This window comes from Bombella saccharophila (genome assembly GCF_026385475.1).
Taxonomy (GTDB): domain Bacteria; phylum Pseudomonadota; class Alphaproteobacteria; order Acetobacterales; family Acetobacteraceae; genus Bombella; species Bombella saccharophila.
Genome location: NZ_JANIDW010000005.1, coordinates 38,825 through 60,430, shown reverse-complemented (window position 1 = coordinate 60,430; position 21,606 = coordinate 38,825). Strand labels below are relative to the sequence as shown.

Below are 21,606 nucleotides of genomic sequence, written 5' to 3'. Positions count from 1 at the left end.
ACGGCTTTTCCTGATTTTATGCTCTTTAAAAGAAGCACTCTCTTTGCGTTACTTTATATTACAATAATGTCACTTATAGCAGGACGGTTTCATCTTAGTTTTTCGGTAAGATGGGGGGTACGGTGGGGTGAGCAATCTGCTGGCGAAGCCGCCGGACTTTATCCTCACTAACGCTGCTGCTGTGATTGCCCCAACTATGGCGGATGAAGCTTACAAGCTCTGCGACCTCTTTGTCAGAGAGCGCATCGCCAAAAGCGGGCATTGTAAAGGCAGAGGGCGCGGTAGGGAGGGGGTGCATTGTCTCGCCCGCGAGGATGATATGGATGAGCGAGGTGGGATTATCCGTCATCACGACAGGGTTCCCTGCTAGAGGGGGAAAGACCGTGCCATAACCAGCCCCATCGCTGCGATGGCAAGCTGCGCAGCGGTCCAGATAAGTTTGTGCGCCAGGTTGGGTGACATCACCCCGGCGTAGGGCGTCTGCCGTGCTTGGGTCATAAACCCAAGGGGCTTCTGGGCGGGCGGGGCTTAGTGTGCGTAAATAGCGCGCAATCGCGTGGAGGTCGTTATCTGTAAATGCGTAGGTGCTGTGGATGACAACAGGCGTCATGCCCCCGAAGCTGGCACCGGGGCGAGCGCGGCCAGTGCGGAGGAAGTCCACAATATCTTGTTCACTCCAACGGCCTAGGCCGGTGCGATTTTCTTGCCGCAGGGAGGGGACAACCCATTGTTCTACAACCCCACCGCCGGAGAGAAAGAGCGGGCCATCTTGGGCTGTTTGGGCCTTTTCATTCAGTGCGATGCCGCGTGGTGTATGGCAGGCCCCGCAATGGCCCGGCCCTTCGACAAGATAGGCCCCTCGTGCCAAGGTTGGGTCGGTGAATTGGCTATTGGTGCGTTGCTGGGCATAGCGAATGCTAGGGGCAAAGAGCCACCGCCAAACGCGTAGTGGCCAACGCATAGAGAGCGGCCACTTAATTTTATTCTCTGGTGGCGCTATCGCTTGAGGGGCCACACCATGTTGAAAATAAACATAAAGCGCGTGGATATCCGCATCACTCAGCCGCGCATAGGAGGGGTACGGCATAGCGGGATAAAGTGTGGAGCCATCTTTACGCACCCCAAGCCGGACAGCGCGGGCAAACTCTGCCTCGCTATAGCGGCCAATGCCATGAACAGGATCTGGCGAAATATTGGTTGAATAAATCGTGCCGATGGGCAGCTCAAAGGGTAAGCCCCCGCTATAATCAGGGCGGCCCGGTGCTGTATGGCAGGCAGCGCAATCGCCGAGGATAGCTTGATAATGGCCTTCCTCTAGCAAAGCAGGCGGTATGGGGGTGTCTGCTCGAGCTATGGTGAGGGGGGAGGAAAAAATGGCAAGCAGCCCTAATGCTGCATAAAGTGCCGCATAAAAGGAAGCGCGGAAGATATGGGTCATGCGGTTACCATAGGGCCGGGGTTACGGAGGTAAGTATGGCGGATATGGTAAGCCGACCAATAAGCCAGCGCGGCCACCAGCCCGGTGGGGTTATAGCCTAACCCTTGGGGAAATGCGCTAGAGCCAATGACAAAGAGATTAGAGACATCCCAACTTTGTAGATAACGGTTCACCGCACTGGTTTTGGGGTTTTCCCCCATGATAACCCCACCATTAAGGTGCGTGGTTTGGTAGAGGCGGCTATCAAAGTTCTGGCCATGTTGGAGGCTATTGAGGGCAATCTTAGTGGCCCCCATGGCTTTGGCGATCTGACCAATATGCTGGACGGCATATTGATTCATGCGGATGTCGTTCTCCTTCCATGTGAAGGTCATGCGTAACATGGGTTGGCCATAAGCGTTGCGCCATGTGGGGTCGAGGTCCAAATACACATCGCGATAAGCCATATTGCTGCCATGGGCATCAATACTGAGAGAGTGGCGATATTGGTCAATCATGGCTGTTTTATAAGCGTGTCCCCAGCGGGGTGCGCCCTTGCCACCACTGCTAAGGGCGGCATTGATGGGTTTTGTCCCTGCTTGGTTTACCCAAATGGGTGAGCCACCAATAAAGCCCGCTTTCCCACGGTCTAGGCCGGGATGGTTGATGTCATCAATGGCAACACCCCCGCCGCCAGCGCCAACAAATTGGTTGGTAAAGTGCGTTTTAGGCAGCCAAACGCGGGAAGAGGTAATGGTTTGATAGGTGAAGTTACGGCCAATCACCCCCGTTTGCGTTACTGGGTCATAAGGTTGGCCAATGCCTGAGGTGAGCATGAGATGAACATTATGGAGCTGGAAGGCACTCAGTATGACGAGGTCAGCCTGCATCGTCTGTTCGGATTGTGTTGTGAGGTCAATATACCGTACGCCTGTGGCGGTCTTGCGGTCATCATCTAAGAGGATTTCCAACACTTGCGCCTGTGTGATGAGGGTGAAGCGTTTATCCTGCCGCAGGGCGGGGAGGATGTTCACATTCGGGGACGCTTTGGAATAGAGATAACAATCATAACCGCTGCAATAACCGCAAAAATTGCACGGCCCCATCTGGCAGCCATATGGGTTGGTGTAAGGCTGGGAGGCATTAGCAGCAGGCATGCTGTAAGGGTGAAACCCAACCTCGGTTGCGGCTTTGCGGAACAGGCTGGCTGAGAAAGTATCAGCCAGTGGAGGTAGTGGGAAATGGTCGGAACGATCAGGCGCAAAAATATTTCCGCCGCCTGTAGCTTGCCCTCGTACGGAGGAGGCCTCTCCTGCTGTACCGAAAACTTTCTCGGCTTTATCGAAGAAGGGTTCTAGCTCCTGATAGCTCACCCCATAATCTTGTAAGAACATGCCATCTGGGATGAAGTTACGCCCATATCGCTCTTGTGTTACGCTATGGAGGCGCAGTTCATCCTCTGTGGTGCGGAAGTGACAGCCTGACCAATGCAGCCCGGCCCCGCCTACGCCCTCGCCGGGAAGAAAGGCGGCAAGTTGGCGGTAGGGAAGGGCTGTTTGGGTGGGATGGTTGCGAATGGTCAGAGAAGTGCGCGCGAGTTTTTGGAAGAGACGCTTGCGTATCGCCCCGCGTAATTCATCAATCGATTCAGGATACGCGCCCTCTACGGCCGTGCTATGGTCATGCCCGCGCTCTAGCATGGTAACATGCAGGCCAGCCTCGGTTAGCTCTTTTGCCATGATGCTGCCAGCCCAGCCAGCCCCGATGATGAGAACATCTGGCTTTTTAGGTGGTGTAACGTGGTCTGTCATGCGTGGTTAATCTTCCTCATCATGAAGCGCATCAGGGCCATAGGGGGCAACATTAGGGGGCATACCAACAGGGCCAAGCGGATAAGGGGCCCCTTGCTGGTTGACCCAATCCATAAAATCGGCCCGCGCACCGGGGAAGCCCATCATCTTCCATCCCCCCATAGCGTCATTACCGCCATAGAGGGGGTCGGCAAAGGCACCTTCTAACGTATTGGTGCGTAATTGCTCAAAAAAGACAGCCCCGGGAATATCATTAAACTGTAAGACGCCGTCCTCAAGTTTATGAAGAACCTCATCTTGCTGTGTGGTGGTGAGGTCTGCAAAGAGGGCGTTATAGGTCATCAAACAATGGGTATTAATAGGTTCGATCGTACGGCGATACAGCTCTTGCGGGCCGTAGGGAAGTTGGTAGCCGAGTTCTGGTGGACCATTGACAAATGGGGGGTGAAGGTACCAGAGGTCCCCTTGCCCGTAAGGGGTTTGCATTTGTTTATCAATAAAACGCGGTACAGCTAAGGCTAATGCACCGGGCCCATTTTCATCTTCTGGGAAAATCCGCTCACAGGCATGGCAGAGGAAGCGATATTCCTCCGCTGTGAAGAAACGCGGCACATAACGGGCGGGATCATTCTCTGCTTTTCTGGCCTGCTGGGTCTTTAAGTCAGCACGGGCTTGGGCTGCATGGCTTAGTAATGATGAGCCAGAAAGCGCACCAGTCCCCCTTATAAATCCCCGCCGCGATAACGCAGTACGGGATGGAGCAGTGGGGTGAGAGGGGGATGACGTCATCGTGTGGGGTGGGCCTGAGGAGATGAAGAGATGGTTAAAGATGCGGTAAGGTGAGCAAAATCTTCGCAGAATACAAGTGAATCTGCTGTCATATATTCACCTTATAGCGAGGAGGTAGGTTTAATGTTGTGGTAGGGAGAGAACACCCGGCGGTGGGGAGTGGAGCTTTGTCGGCGTGGTGCTCTCATATGTTGTGGAAGTGGGGTGAGGGGCAGCAGGAGCCGTGGTGTTGAGGGGGGCATGTTGTTGTGCGCTGCCCTCCAACGCGGGGAGTTCTGTACTAGAGAGGTCTTGGCTTTGGACGGTAGTGGCATTTAGCGGCGTACCGGTGGCGTCAGTCAACCAAGAGGCAAGATGATTGCGGACCTGATATTCCAGCTCGACATTCATATCATCCATGAGGGCCGTGTTTAGCGTGTGGAGGTCACGCTCCAGACTATAAGAGCCGGGGGCCTCAATGGTGCGATGGACACGTGCGGTGATAAAGCCATGGCGTTGATGGGTTGGGTCATCCAGTGTGAGCTTTACGCCATAAGTCCCGCTAAAACTATGATGAGAGAGTTTTGTCATCTCGATTTGCGTGACGATAAATTGCGCTGAGCCGGACGTTCCCGTTGTGTGTAATCTCTGACGCGCCATGAGCTGGAGGTCACTCTCGGGGTTGTTGGGGCTTCGTGCGGTTAAATCGTCATAATTCGGTTGGATTTGACTAGTGATTGTGATCTGGCTGACATTTAGATTTAGTGGTGGCAGATAGCTATAATCAGCTTTTGGGAAGGTCTCATTACCTTCATCATGCGCACAGCCTGTTAAGAGAGCCAGCCCGAAGAGGAGAGCCAAACAAGGCCATAAGCGCGAGAGGGGGGCAAAGCGTGTAATGGTCATGAGCGGCGTTTCCGTCCTTTTTTACGTTTCTTCTTACGAGGTTGATAGGGCTTTTGGGCCCGTTTCTGCGTTGGTTTGTTGTGTATCTCATCCTCTAAAGGGGTAAAGGGCGTCTCTCCTAGAGGTCGCAGAAAAGCGGCCTGTCCCCATAATAGAGAGGAGAATGGGAAAGAAGAGAGTATTTGTCCAGCCTTCCCGCGTTCGGTTGTTTTTTTCGGGGAGGAAAGATTGTCCCATAAGGCAGAGGCATGGCCAACGCCGTAATCCTCTAGCGTGAAGGGGCGGGCTTGTTTGAGCTCTTCAACACAATGTGGTGTCCCTATAAACCATGAGAGAAGAAAAGTAGGTACTAACGGGGTAAAGAGTCCCTCCCCGACTAATAGTGAGGCTTTGGGAAGGTAGAAAATTGGTGGAATGGTCTCGGGAGAGGTGTTGCCTTCATCCCCATGTGGCCAGAAGAGATAAAAGGTGAGTTCTTCCTGTGGGTCAGTAAAGCGACATGCTATGCCTTGCTCTAAAGTGATTGTCAGCTCTGTACGGATAATGTCCCCATTAAAGGGGGAGCAGGCCAGACTATGCGGCCCGGCTAGACGTGTGCGGAATAGCTTTTGGATGAAGGCGGGGGGAAAAGGGCTTTCATTTTCATGCTCTAAGAGGGCTGTAAGAGAGATAACATGCATCGCCGCTCGCGCGGTTTGGAACCATAACGTCACCAGTTGCAAACGTGCAGGTGCAGGAAGAGCGCGCAGAAGGGGAAGAGGTTCGTTTAAAAGATCATCTTCAGAGGGAAGGGGAGCAGCCCCATCAAGCAGGCTTGCACTAAGGGGTTGGAGGACAGGGTCTAATGTTTTGACGAGGGCCTCTTGCCATGTCCCCCTTAGGGCGAGAGCATGGCAGGCTAAAATCTCGCCATCGGGGGAGAGCCACCAATAGGCCTCTTCTTTGGTGCGGGGATGCTGAAGGATTAGGATGTCCATACCCGCAGGGCCAGAAATACGCTGGCCCATTTCCCAGCCGGGATAAAGCCCTGTAAGAGGTTGGCCTCTGCGGTGGAGTTCTGCGGGGTGTGCTGCCGTCATGGCGTCTCGGCAGAGAGTGTGTTTGTATGATGCGTAAGGCTATCACGAGGGAAGGTGAAGGCCGTATTGCAGAAATGACATTCCATAGAAATCACCCCATCTTGGGCCATATGGTCAAGGTCATCCGTGCTGAAACGCTCTAACACCCCTTGCAGGCGGGCACGGCTACAGCGGCACCCAAAGGAGAGCGGCCTCGCCGGGGCAAGCTCTACCCCCAATGTGCCAAAGAGCCTTGTGATAAGGGTAGAGGCTGAAAGAGCAGGGTCAAATAATTCATCCGCTTTTAGGGTATGAGCAAAGGTGCAAGCCGTCTCCCAGAGGTCTTGGATGGTCGCCTCGGAATGTTGCTGGTCATCATTACCGGCAACGGGGTCGCTATCGGGCAGACGCTCTAACACCAACGCCCCCGCTTGCCACCCGCTCTCTGTTAAGCGGGAGAAAAGTTGGATGGCACAATCATGTTGCTCACTGGTTTGAAAGTAGTGCGTCGCCATGGCGGCGAGGTCTTTACCCTCTAGCCCAACAATCCCTTGATAACGCTCCGTCTCTGGCCCTTGGTCCACTGTAAAGGCCAGATACCCCTTGCCAAGCAAGCCCGGAGCGGTTTCAGGCAGGGGGGTGGTGTAGTCCTCTGCCATGCGGGCGGTAAAGCGCAACGCCCCTGTATCGGTGCAATCGGCCAGAAAGAGCGAGACCGGACCATCGCCTTTAACTTGTAGGGAGAAGGAGCCTTTAAACTTTAAAGCCGTTGCCATAGCCGCTACCAAGGCAAGGGCTTGGCCTCCAAGGGCGCGCACAGGCTCTGGAAGTTCATCATGGCGGGAGAGGATGGCATCAGCCAACGGCCCAAGCGTAATTAATCGCCCTCGAACAGGCACATGGCCGAGATGGAAGGGCGTAATCGCATGGGCAACCGTTAGGTCTGGTACATCCTGCGGGCGGGTCGTGGCTGTAGGGGTGGTTTCTGTCACCGGGTTTGTCATGGTCCTATCCTCCCTTTTGGCCCCGATAGAGGGGAGAGGGGTGTGCCCTCTCAGCCCTGATAAGCGGAGAGGTCATCTTCCCCCAAGCACCAGAGCAGCAATCCCTTTTGGGCATGTAGGCGGTTTTCTGCCTCATCAAACACAACAGAGGCCGGGCCTTCAAACACGGCCTTGCTGACTTCCTCCCCTATATGGGCAGGCAAGCAGTGCATAAACAGGGCCTCCGGTGCTGCGAGAGCCATGAGGGCTTCATCAACATGATAAGGGCGGAAGATTTGATGGCGTTTTTCAGCATCTTTATCCCCCATGCTGACCCATGTATCGGTGATGATGGCATCAGCCCCCGCGGCAGCCTCGCGCGGGTCGTGGGTGAGTTGAATATCACCGCCCTGTGCGCGCGCCCAGTTTACAGCCGTCTCAGAGGGCATAAACTCCCCTTCTGGCGTGGCGAGATGCAGGGAGAAGCCTAGCCGTGCGGCGGCCTCAATCATGGAGGTGGCGACGTTATTGCCATCGCCAATCCAAGCCAGTTTTTTGCCGGTAATGGAGCCGCGATGTTCCTCAAAAGTGAGAATATCGGCCAAAATCTGCACAGGATGGGAGACTGGCGTTAGCCCGTTAATGACGGGCACATCACTCCAGCGGGCAAGCTCCCGAAGGTTAGCATCTGTCCCCGTGCGGAGGGTGATAACATCCAAAAAACGGGAGAGGACACGCGCCGTATCGGCAATGCTCTCGCCCCGGCCAAGCTGCATATCCGCAGGGGAGAGGACATTAACCGTCCCGCCAAGCTGCTTCATCCCCACCTCAAAAGAGACACGTGTGCGGGTGGAGGGGCGGGACATCATCAGCCCCAAAGCACGTCCGGCTAATGGCAGACCAGGGCAGAGAGGGCGTTTGCGCTCTTGCTGTAGAGCTTTGATATGGGCCGCAAGGTCCAGAATATGGCGCAATGTCTCGGTGGAATGGTCCTTAATATCCAGGAAGTGCCGAGGGGATGAGGTATAATCGTTGCTCACGCTACTGCTCTCCTTATTGGTTGCTTAGGGCGTGAGCTGCACGCCCGATGCGGGTGCAAGCCTCCGCGCAATCTGCTTCTGTGGCGATGAGGGGGGGGACGAGGCGCAATACATTATCGCCCGCCCCGATGGCGAGGAGCCCTTCTGCCATAACAGCCTCAAGCACCTCCCCTACAGGGATGCGGCACCGCAAACCCCGCATCAGCCCAATGCCGCGTACTTCCTCAAAAATGGAGGGATGGTCTGTAACACAAGCCTCGAGCATTTTCCCAAAAGCTGCGCCTGTTGTGCGGACATGCTCTAGGAAGCCGGGGCGGAGGATTTCGCTGACGACAGCAAAGCCCGCTGCACAGGCCAGAGGGTTCCCCCCATAGGTTGTGCCATGCGTGCCGGGGGTGAGATGCTGGGCTAAATCTGCACGGGCTAAAACAGCCCCAAGGGGGAAGCCCCCGCCAATCCCTTTGGCGGAGGAGACGACATCTGGCGTAATGCCAGCATGTTCAAAAGCAAAGAATGTACCGGTGCGGCCCATCCCACTTTGGACCTCATCAATCCCTAAATACAGCCCTTTTTCATCACAAAGAGCACGTAAAGCGCGTAAGAACGCAGGCTCTGCAGCACGGATGCCACTTTCCCCTTGGACAGGCTCTATGAGGATGCCAGCGGTCTTGTCTGTGATCGCTGCGCGAACGGCCTCAATATCGTTAAAGGGGACATGGTCAAACCCTTCTACGGGGGAGCCGAAACCTTCCAAATAAGCGGGATTTCCCGTGGCGGAGATGGTCGCTAATGTCCGACCATGGAAGGCGTGATGAAAGCAGATAATCCGCGTGCGTTCAGGATGGCCGTTTTTATATTGCGCCCGGCGGATAAGCTTGATCAGCCCCTCATTCGCTTCCGCCCCAGAGTTACAAAAGAGGACGGAATCCGCAAAGCTATGGGCTACGAGCAGGTCCGCTAAGGCTTTTGCTTGCGGCACCTGATAGAGGTTGGAGACATGGATGAGCTTCTTTGCTTGTGCGGTAATCGCTTCGACAAGGGCAGGGTGGCTATGGCCGAGGGAGGAGACGGCAATCCCCGCGCCGAAATCAAGATAACGTCGTCCATTTGTGCTTGTAAGCCAGAGGCCTTCGCCATGCTCAAAAGCAAGGTCGAAGCGTTTATAATTCGGCATGATGGAGGCGATCATGATGGACGCGTTCCCCGACTTAGATATAACACCACATAGCGTATTCTCCGTTCATCCAACGGAAAACACCCCTGTCTGAAGGAGCAGATCAGGGGGGCTATGCTGCTATACTGCGTGGAGAAAGAGCCGTCGTCAATTCCTATAGGTGGGAAAACGGGTCTTTAAGTATGTGTTCTCGCTGCGCTGTCTGCCTCACTTTTAGGAACGCGTTGATAAATCAGGTTCCGGGCTAGCCAACAGCTAATGCGGAGTTGATGGATTGTTCCCTGGCGGCGTTCAAAATGGAGTGTCCAATCACCGGGGGCGGTATGGTCCAAAGCGCGCGGGCAGGGGAGAACCCATAAATCCGGGCCTAAATGCTCTAGCCGTTCCATCCGTCCAGTGCCTAAAAAGCCAGAGAAACCTCCATATAATAAGCCCCCTTGGTTTGTAATGGTAATGCGGGCGTTATCAAGCTCCTCACAGTCATAAAGGCCGGTGAGGTCCTCTAGGGAGGGTTGAGGCGTTGTGGGGTAGGGGCGGAGGAGGGCGTGACGATTTTCCCCCGGGCGAACCATAAGGATATGCGCGCCTTCCGCTCTATTAGGCGGCGTTGTATGCATGGTTTTATCGTGGATATGCCGCAGCGTGACAGACCCGTTCTCTGCAAGGTGAGGGTCAATCATATCCAGTGTTTCCGGCAGCATAAGGTAGCGGAGCTGCAATTTCCCCGGTTCTGCTGCGCTGATGCGGGCGGAGAGCCCTGTTTCCTCATCTAGCCAGAGGCCTTCTAACATATGGGGGGATGTAGGGCAGGAGCGTGCAGGGCTGGGGGTGGGTTTAGCGGTTTCGTCACCTAAGAAGGCATGAGCCAGATCCGCCGCGGCCTGTTGGGCTGGGGCCATATGATTGAAAAGCACAACCACGGATAAACGCAGCTTAGCACAATGCAGCCGATTAGACCGCCAACCGCGTAAGGCTCCCCCGTGTGAGGTGATGTCGTAGCCCGCGATTTTACCATGCTGGAGGCCGTAGCTATAGGGGGCCTTATGGCCGTTATCAAACTGTACAATAGGGCAGAGACGGTTATAGAGGCCTTGAGGGTCATCACGCTGTTGGTCGATAAACCGCTCCCATGCGATCATATCTTCAAGAGAGGCTGCCATCCCGGCATCACCTGTCCAATAAATATGATTACGGGCAGGCCAATAGCCTCCCTCCTTTGTGCCTTCATAACCGGTTGTCCCGTCTGGGAGGGCGGTTGTCTCGGCGGAGAGGATGGCATGGTCCATGCCTACAGGCTTAAAGATATGCTCTTGGAGCAATGAGGCAAAGCTCAGCCCGCTTTCTTCCTCCATCGCTTCGGAAATGAGGCGGAAGTTCTGATTTACGTAGGAATAGGATGTCCCCGGTATAAAATGGAGCGAGCGCGTCCCCGCTATCACTCTCTCAGAATCGGCAGGGCTGAAATGCCCTTCAATCGCTGCACCATGGAGCATCGCTACAGCCCAATAATCGCGCAAGCCCGATTGATTATGGGCTAACTGGGCAATGCTTGGTGGGTCAGAGAGGAGATGGGGGAGGCGTTTACGAATATAAGGGGCGAGGATTTCGGGGTCGTTATAACGGGCGAGCATAGTCGCGCAGGTAAATTGTTTGGTGATGGAGCAAATACGAAACAAACTTGTTGGGGTGAAAGGGATTCGGCGTTCAAGTGACGCATAGCCCCATGTCTGGCACGCAATAACCTTCCCTTCATGGAGGACCGCCACGGCCCCACCCGGACCGGGATAACGGTGCTGAATGGTCGTAATGGCTGTTTTTATACGCTCAAGCTGGGAGGTGTGAGAATGTCGTGGCATGGGCGGCCTTAATGGTGAGAATGGAAGCAAACTCGGTCTTTCAGAGATGAAGAGTTTGGACGCCAAGAGCAAGACAGGCTATAGGTTGAAAGCATGTCTGACCTTCCACCAGCACCGGACTATCAAAAACTACGCGAGGCGGCTTTGGTACATCTGGCCCGCTTTGCCACCACGCGGCAAAGTTTGCGGCAGATGTTGCAACGGCGTGTAAAACGCTGGGGCATGCGGGCTTTACGGGCCGGTATGTTCGCTGAAGATGTCGCTATAAAGGAGCAAGACTGCCAACCGTGGATTGAGCAGATTATAGAAGATATGCAACGGCTAGGCGCGGTGGATGATGCCGTATTTTCGCGTTCAAAAGCGCGTTATCTGGCGCGGTCGGGTCGGTCACGCCGGGCTGTGCATGCTCATCTTCATGCGAAAGGCGTCGATGGTGAAACCGCACAACAGGCAATGGATGAGAGCCTTGGTGAGGTGGGGGATGAGCAGGCCCGCCAGGCAGAATTAACAGCGGCTCTTATTTTGGCCCGTAAGCGTGCTATTGGGCCGTTTCGACGGCCTGATAGGCCGGAGAAGGAACGGCTTAAACTCCTAGCCATTTTTGCACGTAATGGATTTTCACATGATATTGCCGAAGCCGCTTTGACGATGGAGCGCGAGGAGGCTGAGGATATGATTATTGCGTTTCGGTCTTTATAAACCGGCCTTGAGGGAGGGGGAGTATCATGGTGATGCGTGGGATAACATGGCGGGCTATGGCTCTTTTTGCCGTGTCGTTATGTCTCGCCCTTGGGGCCTGTAGCAACTCTTCAGTAGGCTCTTATCATGGCCCGGTGCAATGCGCGCCTTATGCACGGCAGGTGAGTGCAATCAAATTGCGTGGTCGGGCGGCAGATTGGTGGTGGGAGGCTCGTGGTCATTATCCGCGCAGTCATAAGCCGGTTGTGGGGAGTGTGTTAGTCTTTAAAGCGAGTTCACGCATCCCGGATGGGCATGTCTCTGTCGTGCGGCGTATCCGCACGCAGCGGCAAATTGAGGTTGACCATGCCAACTGGGTTGGCGGGCGGATAGAGCGTCATGCGTTGGTAGAGGATGTCTCTGTACGGGGGGATTGGTCGCATGTGCGCGTATGGTGGGCCCCCTCCGGGCGAATGGGGCGGCGTGTTTATGCAACCTATGGCTTTATTTTGCCGATGCGTTAGGATGTAGTTACACCATTATGGTGCAAATAACGGGGAGGGGTTGCACAATTCTATCACCCCTGCCACAGTAATAAAGCATTAACCTTATTAGGGAGTAGATCCTATGGGTAGCATGAGTCCGATTCATTGGGTGATCCTTGCCGTCATTGTACTTGTCTTGTTCGGCGGTGGGGGCAAGATTAGCAGCTTGATGGGGGACTTTGCGAAAGGGATCAAATCCTTCAAGAAAGGTATGGCGGAGGATGATAAAGAGGGGTCTGCCTCTCAACAGGGTGACCAACGTTTATCCCCCCCGCCGCAGGCCTCTCAATCAGGCCAACAGAACGCCCCTCATCAAGATCAGTCATCTCAACAAGTTGATGTGCGTATGGCTGATGATGAGTCCCATCATCCACGCTGAAAAGCGGTATTTGATACTTCGGTAAAGCCTTTATGATCTTCTGCAAAAACTGGCGAGCTGTGCCGCGCTCCTGCTGGCGAGCCGCGGTTGCTCTGGGTAACTTTGATGGCGTGCATCGTGGCCATGTCCATCTGATGCAGAGTTTGAAGATGGCTCGGCCGGGGTATCGGGTTGGGGTTTTAACATTTGAGCCACACCCGCGTTCTTTGTTTCGTCCGCAGGACCCCTCCTTTAGGCTTATGCGCCCGGAGGTACGTGCCCGTGCGTTAGAAGAGCAAGGGGTAAGTTGCGTTGTACAAGCACGTTTTGATAATGCGTTCTCCCATTTAGGGGCGGAAGCTTTTGTCCGTGACGTGTTGATTGACGGGCTACATGTGGCTCATGTGGCGTGTGGGGCAGACTTCGCTTTTGGCCATAGGCGAGAAGGCGATGTGGTATTGTTGGAGCGGTTGTTGGTGGCTCATGGCGTTGGTGTGAGTATCGTTCCCCCTCTGGCTGATGCAGCGGGGCCAATTTCTTCCAGTCGTATTCGTCGTTTGTTGCAAGAGGGTTATCCAGAGAAAGCGGCAGAATTGTTAGGGCGTAATTGGGCCATTACGGGGGAAGTTGTTAAAGGGGACCAGCGTGGACGGACGCTGGGCTTCCCAACAGCTAATATTGCGTTAGGCGATCATATTGAGCCTGCACGGGGTGTTTATGCGGTGCAGGTGCATCTTCCTGGTGGGCGCGTTTTCCCAGGTGTGGCGAATATTGGCCGCCGCCCAACGATTGATGATGGGCAGGAAAGTCGCCTAGAGGCGCATCTTTTTGATTTTGATGGGGACCTATACGGCCAGATATTAAAAGTAGAGCTTTTTGCTCTTTTGCGAGAAGAGAAACGCTTTGCCTCTTTGGATGACCTCAAAAGGCAAATCGCTCTTGATGCCGCCCAAGCGCGGGAGGTTCTTGCCGCAAGGGCTTGACCAAAGAGGCCGCATCTCTCCATAAATAGGGGTATTTTCTTAGCTATTAAGCAGGCGCGCTTATTCCATGTCTGAGTCTGTCGAAAAGACCGATACCCTCTTTCGTGAACAACAAGACCGTTATCGCGGTACGGTGTTCCTCCCCAAAACCTCTTTTCCTATGCGGGGGAACCTCCCTAAGCGGGAGCCGGAGATTTTGGCGCAATGGGCCGAGACAGGGCTAGATGAGCAGATTCGCGAGGCAGGACGTAAGGCGGAGCGTATCTTCACCCTTCATGATGGCCCGCCTTATGCGAATGGGCATATCCATATTGGCCATGCGCTTAATAAGGTGATGAAGGATGTCATCAACCGGGCGCATCGGATGGATGGGGCGGAGGTCCGCTATATGCCGGGGTGGGATTGCCACGGCCTGCCGATTGAATGGAAAGTTGAGGAAGAATATCGCAAAAAAGGCAAGGATAAGGACGCTGTGCCTGTCCTCCAATTCCGTGCGGAATGTCGTGAGTATGCGGCAAAATGGGTCGAGGCCCAGCGGGAGGATTTTAAGCGGTTAGGCATTCAGGCAGAGTGGGATCATCGCTATGTGACGATGGATTTCTCCTCCGAGGCCCAGATTGTAGAAGAAATTGGCAAGTTTTTGCTCAATGGGCGGCTTTATCGTGGGTTACGCCCTGTAATGTGGAGCCCTGTAGAAAAGACAGCCCTTGCCGAAGCGGAGGTCGAGTATCACGATATCACCTCCACAACGCTTTTTGTGGCTTTCCCGAATGTGAAGGACCCGACAGAGGGCCATAAGCTAGAGGGTGTCTCCGCAGTTATCTGGACGACAACGCCTTGGACCATCCCCGTCAATCGTGCCCTCGCGGCAGGGCCGGAGATTCTCTATAGCGTCATTCAGGTTACTAGCGTGAAGGAGGGCAGCCTCGTGCCTGTGGGGGCCAAGCTGCTCATCGCTGAGGATCGTCTTACAGCTTTTGCGGAGGAAGCGGGCCTTAACGCCTATAATGTGCTGCATAGCTTGCCCGGCCAAGCCCTAGAGGGGGCTGTGTTTGCGCACCCTTTGCGGGGGCGTGGGTTTGATTATGACGTGCCGCTCTTGCTGGGAGAGTTTGTCACGACTGATGCCGGTACGGGGTTGGTTCATATGGCCCCGGCCCATGGTCATGATGACTTTATGCTCTGTCGCGCTCATGGGGTGGAGGTCACGGAGGAGGTCCGCGATAACGGCACCTATGTGGATTGGATGCCAGAACTTGGTGGTGTGCATGTCTTTAAGGCTACGCAGCCTGTATGCAGCTTGTTGACCGAGGTACGCGAGGCCGCGCAGAAGGCAGGTCGGCCCGCTTGTGGCTTGATGGCCCAGGCAGAGATTATCCACTCTTACCCTCATTCTTGGCGGTCTAAAAAGCCGGTGATTTTCCGGGCAACGCCGCAATGGTTCATCGCGATGGAGCCGCGTGAGGGTGATGAGGGCGGCCCCGGCCTGCGGGAGAAAGCTCTTAATGCGTTGGAGGATATTACCTTCGTTCCTGCAAGCGCGCGCCGCCGCTTAACCAGCATGATTGAGCAACGGCCCGATTGGTGTATTTCTCGCCAACGCTCTTGGGGCGTGCCGATTGCCGTATTTGTGGAGAAGCGCACCGGTGAGGTGCTGCGTGATGCGGAGGTCATGGCCCGCGTGGTGCAAAGCTTCCAAGAGCGTGGGGCAGATGCATGGTACGATACGGACCCTGCCATTTATCTTGGTGAAGGCCGCAACCCGGACGATTATGACCAAGTCTTTGATATTGTCGATGTCTGGTTTGAGAGTGGATGCAGCCATCGCTTTGTTCTGCATCAGGAAGGGGTGAATTACCCTGCTGATTTGTATTTGGAGGGGTCAGACCAGCATCGCGGTTGGTTCCAATCCTCTTTGTTGGAGAGTGTTGGGGCAGAAGGTGAGGCCTCCTATAAGGCGGTTGTGACCAATGGCTTTGTGCTGGATGGCCAAGGGCGGAAAATGTCCAAATCCCTCGGCAATACAATCGGGCCAAAGGATGTTACAGAGACCCTAGGGGCGGATGTATTGCGCCTATGGGTGTTGAACTCCGATACAAATGAGGACCTCCGCATCAGTAAGGAGATTCTCAAACAACAAGGCGAGCTGTATCGCCGCGTGCGTAATACGCTGCGTTGGTTGCTTGGCGCGCTTGAGGGGTTTGAGGCAGAGGAAGCTATCCCGCTTGGGTGGGAGGATGTTTCTGCCCCAGCCGATAAGGTGTTGCATAAGCTGTTCCCAGAGGATGCCGCGCGCGCATTACGGTATAAAACGACCGAGAAAGCGCGTAAGGCCCTGCCGCTTTTGGAGCAATATATCCTCCATCGCCTTTACGAGCTGTATCAGCGTATTCAAGAAGCGGTGCAGACTCATCAATGGAATGGCGTTTACCCGCTGCTGCATAATTTCTGCAATAATGAGCTTTCAGCCTTTTACTTCGACATCCGCAAAGATTGCCTCTATTGCGACCCGAAGGATTCGCCTAAACGCCGTGCAGCACGCACCGTGCTGGATATTCTCCATCGTGCTTTAACGACATGGCTTGCCCCGGCTTTGGTCTTTACGGCAGAAGAATCATGGCAGGCGCGTTTTGGGACGGAAAGCAGCGTACATGCAGAGCGTTTCTTCGTGCCTGAAGATGGCTGGCATAACCCGGTTTTAATCGAACATTGGGAGCTGGTACGTCAGGTACGTCGTCGGGTGAATACAGCGTTAGAGGCTGCACGGCGGGAAGGGCTTATTGGCTCCTCGCTGGAAGCACAAGTGATCCTCTCTCTCACGCCGGAGGAGCAAGCGGCTTCGGAGGATGTGGATTGGGCGACGCTGTGCTTGGCTTCGGAAGTGCATCTACAAGAGGGTAGTGATGCAGACCCCGTACAGGTGCGCCGTGCAGATGGGCAGAAATGCGCGCGCTGTTGGCGTGTCCTACCTGATGTGGGGCAGAATGAGGAGCATACGCATCTCTGCTTGCGCTGTGTGGAGGCGGTAAGCGCATGATGTCCCCAACCGGGCCGGAACCTCAGAGTGAGGCGAAGGCTTCCTCGCCTGTGACGTCTCAACCTACGCCGCGTTGGCGGCGTGTTGGGGTGGTGGTCGCTTTGCTCGTCTTATTGGTGGATCAAATCAGTAAGGCATGGATTTTACAGGGGTTAGACCTCCCTGCAAAACGGAGTGTTGTGATCTTCCCCTGGCTTAATTTCACGATGGTGTGGAACCACGCTGTGACCTTCGGCATGTTTGGGGGGCATGGGCGATGGGTGTTTATCATCATTTCGGCTTTAGCTGTACTGGGGCTGTTATGTGTGCTGGCACGTTCGCGCCGCCGGTTGGTAAGTGTTGCCTGTGGTGGGATTATTGGCGGGGCGATTGGGAATGTGATTGACCGCCTACGTTACGGGGCTGTGGTGGATTTTCTCCATTTCCACATTGGGCAATGGTCTTGGTATGTTTTTAATATTGCAGATTCGGCCATTGTGTGTGGTGTTGGGCTGTGGCTGCTTGATTCTTTCTTGGTAGAGAGGCGGTCACATCATGGATAAAATGACAAGCGGCTTGCTCATTAAGGGTAGGACGGCTATAGGATTGAGCCATCTTCTTGTCAGTGCAATGCGGGAACCTGTCATGCGGCGTTTTGCTCCTTCAATTATGCGTTATGGGGTTCGGTTGGGGATTACGGCCTCAGTCGGGCTTGCGCTGGCGGGCTGTTCTGGTAGCGATGTTGCGCGTGGCTTTGGCCTCAAACGCAGCCTGCCGGATGAATATACAGTGACGACGCGTGCGCCTCTCTCCATGCCACCATCGGAGCAACTGGCTCTACCAGGCTCTGCCAGTGCCAACCGCCCTGATGAAAGCCCGCGTATGCAAGCTCTTGAGACGCTGGATCCTGATGCGGCCTTGCATCCCAATGCTGGGGCGGATAGTGCAGGCCAAGAGGCCCTTGTAAAGGATGCGGCGTCTGCCTCACACGCGCCAGCTAATGCCGAGTTAGGTGATGCTGATGCAGGCTTTGTGGATAGTCTGCTCTTCTGGCGCGGGGGCCGTGCGGGGAGTGTGGTTGATGGTGAGGCCGAAAATCGCCGCATCCAAAAGGCAGAGGCTTTGGGGCAGAGCTTTACAGAAGGGGCTACGCCTACTTTAAAGAAAAGCAGTAAGAAGTAAGGAGGTTTGACCTCCTCTCTTACGAGGCCTTCTTACGGGGAAGGGTATATGGCACGGCCTGTAATTCGCCGTTTGTCTGATCATGTTGTGGACCTTATCGCAGCGGGTGAGGTGGTGGAGCGGCCTGCTGCGGCCCTTAAAGAGCTTGTCGAAAATGCGTTAGATGCCGGGGCCACACGGATAGATGTGGCTCTGCGCGGTGGTGGTCGTGACGTTATTGAGGTTGTCGATAATGGTCGGGGGATGGATGCGGAGGAGCTTCCCCTCGCGGTGCAGCGTCATTGTACCTCCAAGTTACCTGATGATAATTTAACAGCCATTCAGACTTTAGGCTTCCGTGGGGAGGCTTTGCCCTCCATTGGGGCGAGTGCTCGCTTATCTTTAGTATCCCGTACGGCAGAGGCAGAGTCCGCATGGGAGTTATCGGTGGAAGGCGGGGTGATGAAAGGCCCCTTCCCCGCGGCAGGCAGCGTAGGGACGCGCGTTGTGGTGCGGGATTTGTTTTTCGCCACACCAGCGCGGCGGAAGTTTCTTAAAACCGTGCGGGTTGAAAGCGGCCATGCTGAGAGCGTCATGCGCCGGATTGCCCTTAGCGCGCCAGAATGTGCCTTTCGCGTTACCTTTGATGGGCGGGAGATTATGAATCTACCGCCGCAAGATATGCCGGGCCGTGTTGCTTCTATTTTAGCGGTACCTGAGGATAACTTGCTGCATCTGGATGAGCAACGCGGGGCTATGCGGTTAAGCGGTTATCTGTGCGGGCCGGGGGAGAGCCGGCGCACGGGGGCAGGGCAATTCATGCTCGTTAATCATCGTCCCGTGGTGGACCCCGTTTTAAGAACAGCGGTGCGCGTTGCTTATCGGCCTGTGATAGAGCGTGGGCGTTTTCCCATTTTCTTATTGCATCTTCAAGTACCGTTAGAGCGTGTGGATGTGAATGTTCATCCCGCTAAAACGGAACTGCGCTTTGCTGATGAGGCCGAGGTGCGTGGCTTTGTGATTGGGGCGGTAGGCCGTGCCCTTGCGCGTGGGGCAGGTGAAGGCGGTGGGATTCAGGCAGACCTTAGCGTCATTGGTCGTCATGCAGGGCAAGAGGCAGCCCAGTTAAGCCAAAGCCACGCAGTATCCGCTCCCCAGCCACGGTTGGACACTATTCCTGCGCGAGATTTTGGGTTTGGCCCTTCCATACGGCGTCTAACGCCTCCGCAAGGGGGGCGTAGCCAGCATGGTGAGGGCGTAGCAGAGGGGCAGCGTTCTTACACTACGGCATTTGCTGGGTTGGATGAGCGTGCGATGGCCGCGCAGACGGATTCATCAGAGCCGCAAACTATACCGCCTTCTTATCCTCTCGGTGTGCCGATTGGGCAGATTCACGCCACTTATATTCTCTCCATCGCGCCGAATGGGGATTTAATCCTCACCGACCAACATGCCGCGCATGAACGCTTAACGCATGAGCGTTTGCGTGCGCGTTTTGCAGAGGGGGCTATAACCGCACAGGCTCTCCTCATGCCGGAGGTTGTGGACCTCCCCCATGATGAAAGCATAGCCCTTTTGCAGTGCGCGGAGGAGCTTGCCGGTTTAGGGCTAGAGATTGAGGCCTTTGGTAATGGGAGCATCCTTGTCCGTAGCCTTCCTGCCCCGTTAAGCGGTGGTGATGTTGCCGGGTTGCTGCGCGATGTGGCCGAAGAACTTGCTCAAATGCCCGATTTAGCAGCACGGCAGACGGATAGTTTGGAGTCCCGGTTTGAGGCCATTATGGCGCGGATGGCGTGCCATGGTAGTATTCGGGCCGGGCGCATCCTCAAGCAGGAGGAGATGGAGGCCCTCTTGCGGGGGATGGAGCAGCACCCGCGCGCTAATACCTGCCCTCATGGTCGTCCTACATGGTTACGGCTAGACCGCGCAGGGCTAGAGACATTATTCGGCCGAGTGAAATAACGTCCCATCAACAAGCCCCTCACAGTCTTTTGACATATTTTCAGGCAGTTAGGTTATTGCCCCCGTGGTGCTGTGGGCAAAAAGAGCGGTAAGATCATGCCTGCGATATATAAGGCCTTTGGCCCAGGAGGGAAGCCCTCCTTGAAGCATGCGCTAGAAGAGGATGACATGACCACGATTGTTGATGACCTAAAAACCGTTGTTGGGAAACGTAACGTCCTAACAACGGAGGGAGGCACTTATGGGTATCGTAAGGGCTTTCGCTTTGGTGATGGCAAGGTGGAAGCGGTCGTGATTCCACGTTCGTTGGTCGAGCTATGGCATGTCGCAACGCTTGCGGTAGCAGCAGGGCGTATCATTTTAATGCAGGCCTCTAATACTGGCCTGACAGGTGGTTCCACCCCCGATGGGGATGATTATGACCGCCCCATCATTCTCATCAGTACAAGGCGATTAAAAGGGATTCAGCTTCTTGGGGAGGGTAAGCAAGTTGTCTGCCTCCCCGGGGCAGACCTCTACGAGCTGGAGGACCGGCTTGCGCCTCTTGGGCGGGAGCCTCATTCAGTGATTGGCTCATCTTGCATCGGGGCTTCTGTCTTGGGTGGGGTGAGTAATAATTCCGGCGGTGCACTCGTCCAGCGGGGGCCGGCCTATACGGAGATGGCCCTTTATGGTCAGGTAGATGCACATGGTAAGCTGCATCTGGTCAATCATCTAGGCATACGCTTCCCCAATGCGCAAACGGCCGAGGAGGTTTTAGAAGCCTTAGAGCATGGCCAATATCATCCAGAGGATGTTGATTGGTCGGGTCAGCAAAAAGCCCATGATGATGATTATGTAACGCGGATTCGGCAGGTCGATGCAGAGACGCCGGGCCGGTATAATGCAGATCCCGGCCGTTTATTTGAGGCCTCTGGCAATGCGGGGAAGTTGATTGTCTTTGCGGTGCGGTTAGATACATTCCCCGCCGCGCAGGAGACAGCCGTATTTTACCTTGGGACAAACCAGACCAAAACGCTGGAAACTGTGCGTCGTGCCTTGTTGACAGAGTTTGAGGAACTCCCCATCGCTGGCGAATATATGCATCGTGATGCTTTTGAGGTCACCGACCATTACGGGCGGGATACTGTGGCGATGATTCGCTATTTGGGGACGAAGCATCTACCTGCGCTATTTCGTGCGAAAGCGTGGGTGGATTCGCTATCTCGCCGGTTTCAGTGGGTGCCTGATGGGTTGAGCGACCGGGTGATGCAGTCTGTAAGTCGACTTTTGCCCTCGCAAGTCCCCGCGCGTTTAATGGCTTATCATAAACGCTATGAGCATCACCTCATGCTACGGGTGTCAGGCCGTTTGGCGCAGCAGGTGCAGCCATGGTTAGACCGCTTTTTTGCTGAGGGTGGGGAGGGTGAAGGGGCCTTCTTTACCTGTACTGCAGAGGAAGGCAAATTAGCCTTTTTGCATCGTTTTGCCGCAGCCGGGGCGGCTAATCGTTATAATGTCGTCCACGCCCACATGACGGGCGGTATGATGGCTTTGGATATTGCCCTCCGCCGTAATGACTGGGATTGGTTTGAGCAACTCCCCCCAGAGATAGACGATAAATTAGTCATGAAGCTCTATTACGGGCACTTCCTCTGCCATGTCATGCATCAGGATTATGTGGTTAAAGCCGGTGTGGACCCGATGGAGGTGGAAAAAACTATGATGTGGCCTCTGCTCGATAAACGCGGTGCTTGTTATCCTGCTGAGCATAATGTAGGCCATCTCTACCAAGCCCCGCAAAGCATGGTGGAGCATTACCGCAAATTAGACCCTTGTAATTGCCTAAATCCCGGCATTGGTCGCCAGACTAAGCAAAAGAATTGGGTCGCTGAGAGCGTCTAAGGGAAG

General features: G+C 54.9%; 18 protein-coding genes. 9 read left to right on the top strand and 9 right to left on the bottom strand.

The window, feature by feature from the left end; genetic code table 11:
• Nucleotides 1–94: 94 nt before the first annotated feature.
• From NQF64_RS08585 to NQF64_RS08545, 9 genes are all read right to left on the bottom strand, one after another.
• Entirely contained in the window at nucleotides 95–1,438 is a 1,344-nt protein-coding gene (locus NQF64_RS08585; RefSeq protein WP_266107093.1) for a c-type cytochrome, read from the bottom strand.
• On the bottom strand, nucleotides 1,435–3,228 hold the full coding sequence (locus tag NQF64_RS08580) for a GMC family oxidoreductase (RefSeq protein ID WP_266107092.1): 1,794 nt from the start codon (nucleotides 3,226–3,228) through the stop codon (nucleotides 1,435–1,437). The genes NQF64_RS08585 and NQF64_RS08580 overlap by 4 nt, the downstream gene beginning before the upstream one ends.
• A gap of 6 nt (nucleotides 3,229–3,234) precedes the next feature.
• Nucleotides 3,235–4,017 (bottom strand): gluconate 2-dehydrogenase subunit 3 family protein, encoded by a 783-nt coding sequence (locus NQF64_RS08575; RefSeq protein WP_266107091.1) that lies wholly within the window; start codon nucleotides 4,015–4,017, stop codon nucleotides 3,235–3,237.
• A gap of 120 nt (nucleotides 4,018–4,137) precedes the next feature.
• Complete coding sequence (locus NQF64_RS08570; RefSeq protein WP_266107090.1) at nucleotides 4,138–4,902, bottom strand: hypothetical protein; 765 nt, start codon at nucleotides 4,900–4,902, stop codon at nucleotides 4,138–4,140.
• The gene (locus tag NQF64_RS08565) at nucleotides 4,899–5,981 is read right to left on the bottom strand and encodes a hypothetical protein (protein ID WP_099027448.1); all 1,083 of its coding nucleotides are present in this window, start codon (nucleotides 5,979–5,981) and stop codon (nucleotides 4,899–4,901) included. The genes NQF64_RS08570 and NQF64_RS08565 overlap by 4 nt, the downstream gene beginning before the upstream one ends.
• A complete protein-coding gene (gene hslO / locus NQF64_RS08560; protein WP_155573892.1) occupies nucleotides 5,978–6,964 on the bottom strand; it encodes an Hsp33 family molecular chaperone HslO in 987 nt (328 codons plus the stop codon). Before hslO ends, NQF64_RS08565 begins: the two co-directional genes overlap by 4 nt.
• A gap of 50 nt (nucleotides 6,965–7,014) precedes the next feature.
• Complete coding sequence (gene argF / locus NQF64_RS08555) at nucleotides 7,015–7,983, bottom strand: ornithine carbamoyltransferase (RefSeq protein WP_099027446.1); 969 nt, start codon at nucleotides 7,981–7,983, stop codon at nucleotides 7,015–7,017.
• Nucleotides 7,984–7,996: 13 nt separating this feature from the next.
• Nucleotides 7,997–9,172 (bottom strand): aspartate aminotransferase family protein, encoded by a 1,176-nt coding sequence (locus tag NQF64_RS08550; protein ID WP_266107088.1) that lies wholly within the window; start codon nucleotides 9,170–9,172, stop codon nucleotides 7,997–7,999.
• 161 nt (nucleotides 9,173–9,333) lie between these two features.
• Entirely contained in the window at nucleotides 9,334–11,013 is a 1,680-nt protein-coding gene (locus NQF64_RS08545) for a D-aminopeptidase (RefSeq protein ID WP_266107087.1), read from the bottom strand.
• A 93-nt stretch (nucleotides 11,014–11,106) separates the two neighbouring features.
• On the opposite strand from NQF64_RS08545, the gene NQF64_RS08540 reads away from it, so the two are divergent.
• The 9 genes from NQF64_RS08540 to dld all read left to right on the top strand — a co-directional run bounded on the left by NQF64_RS08540 (nucleotide 11,107) and on the right by dld (nucleotide 21,600).
• On the top strand, nucleotides 11,107–11,712 hold the full coding sequence (locus tag NQF64_RS08540; RefSeq protein ID WP_266107086.1) for a regulatory protein RecX: 606 nt from the start codon (nucleotides 11,107–11,109) through the stop codon (nucleotides 11,710–11,712).
• Nucleotides 11,713–11,738: 26 nt separating this feature from the next.
• Entirely contained in the window at nucleotides 11,739–12,215 is a 477-nt protein-coding gene (locus tag NQF64_RS08535) for a CHAP domain-containing protein (RefSeq protein ID WP_266107085.1), read from the top strand.
• A gap of 103 nt (nucleotides 12,216–12,318) precedes the next feature.
• Nucleotides 12,319–12,615: a twin-arginine translocase TatA/TatE family subunit gene (locus NQF64_RS08530; RefSeq protein WP_099027442.1), complete on the top strand. Its 297-nt coding sequence runs from the start codon at nucleotides 12,319–12,321 to the stop codon at nucleotides 12,613–12,615.
• Nucleotides 12,616–12,647: 32 nt separating this feature from the next.
• Nucleotides 12,648–13,577, top strand: a complete 930-nt coding sequence (locus NQF64_RS08525) for a bifunctional riboflavin kinase/FAD synthetase (protein ID WP_099027441.1) — start codon at nucleotides 12,648–12,650, stop codon at nucleotides 13,575–13,577.
• Between the two features lie 67 nt (nucleotides 13,578–13,644).
• Nucleotides 13,645–16,614, top strand: coding sequence for an isoleucine--tRNA ligase (ileS, locus tag NQF64_RS08520; protein WP_266107084.1), 2,970 nt, complete (start codon nucleotides 13,645–13,647; stop codon nucleotides 16,612–16,614).
• A 50-nt stretch (nucleotides 16,615–16,664) separates the two neighbouring features.
• Nucleotides 16,665–17,156, top strand: a complete 492-nt coding sequence (lspA, locus tag NQF64_RS08515; RefSeq protein ID WP_407651839.1) for a signal peptidase II — start codon at nucleotides 16,665–16,667, stop codon at nucleotides 17,154–17,156.
• Nucleotides 17,157–17,238: 82 nt separating this feature from the next.
• Complete coding sequence (locus tag NQF64_RS08510; protein WP_099027476.1) at nucleotides 17,239–17,775, top strand: DUF3035 domain-containing protein; 537 nt, start codon at nucleotides 17,239–17,241, stop codon at nucleotides 17,773–17,775.
• 48 nt (nucleotides 17,776–17,823) lie between these two features.
• Nucleotides 17,824–19,716 (top strand): DNA mismatch repair endonuclease MutL, encoded by a 1,893-nt coding sequence (gene mutL / locus NQF64_RS08505; protein WP_266107082.1) that lies wholly within the window; start codon nucleotides 17,824–17,826, stop codon nucleotides 19,714–19,716.
• Between the two features lie 168 nt (nucleotides 19,717–19,884).
• The gene (gene dld / locus NQF64_RS08500) at nucleotides 19,885–21,600 is read left to right on the top strand and encodes a D-lactate dehydrogenase (protein ID WP_266107117.1); all 1,716 of its coding nucleotides are present in this window, start codon (nucleotides 19,885–19,887) and stop codon (nucleotides 21,598–21,600) included.
• Nucleotides 21,601–21,606 lie beyond the last annotated feature (6 nt).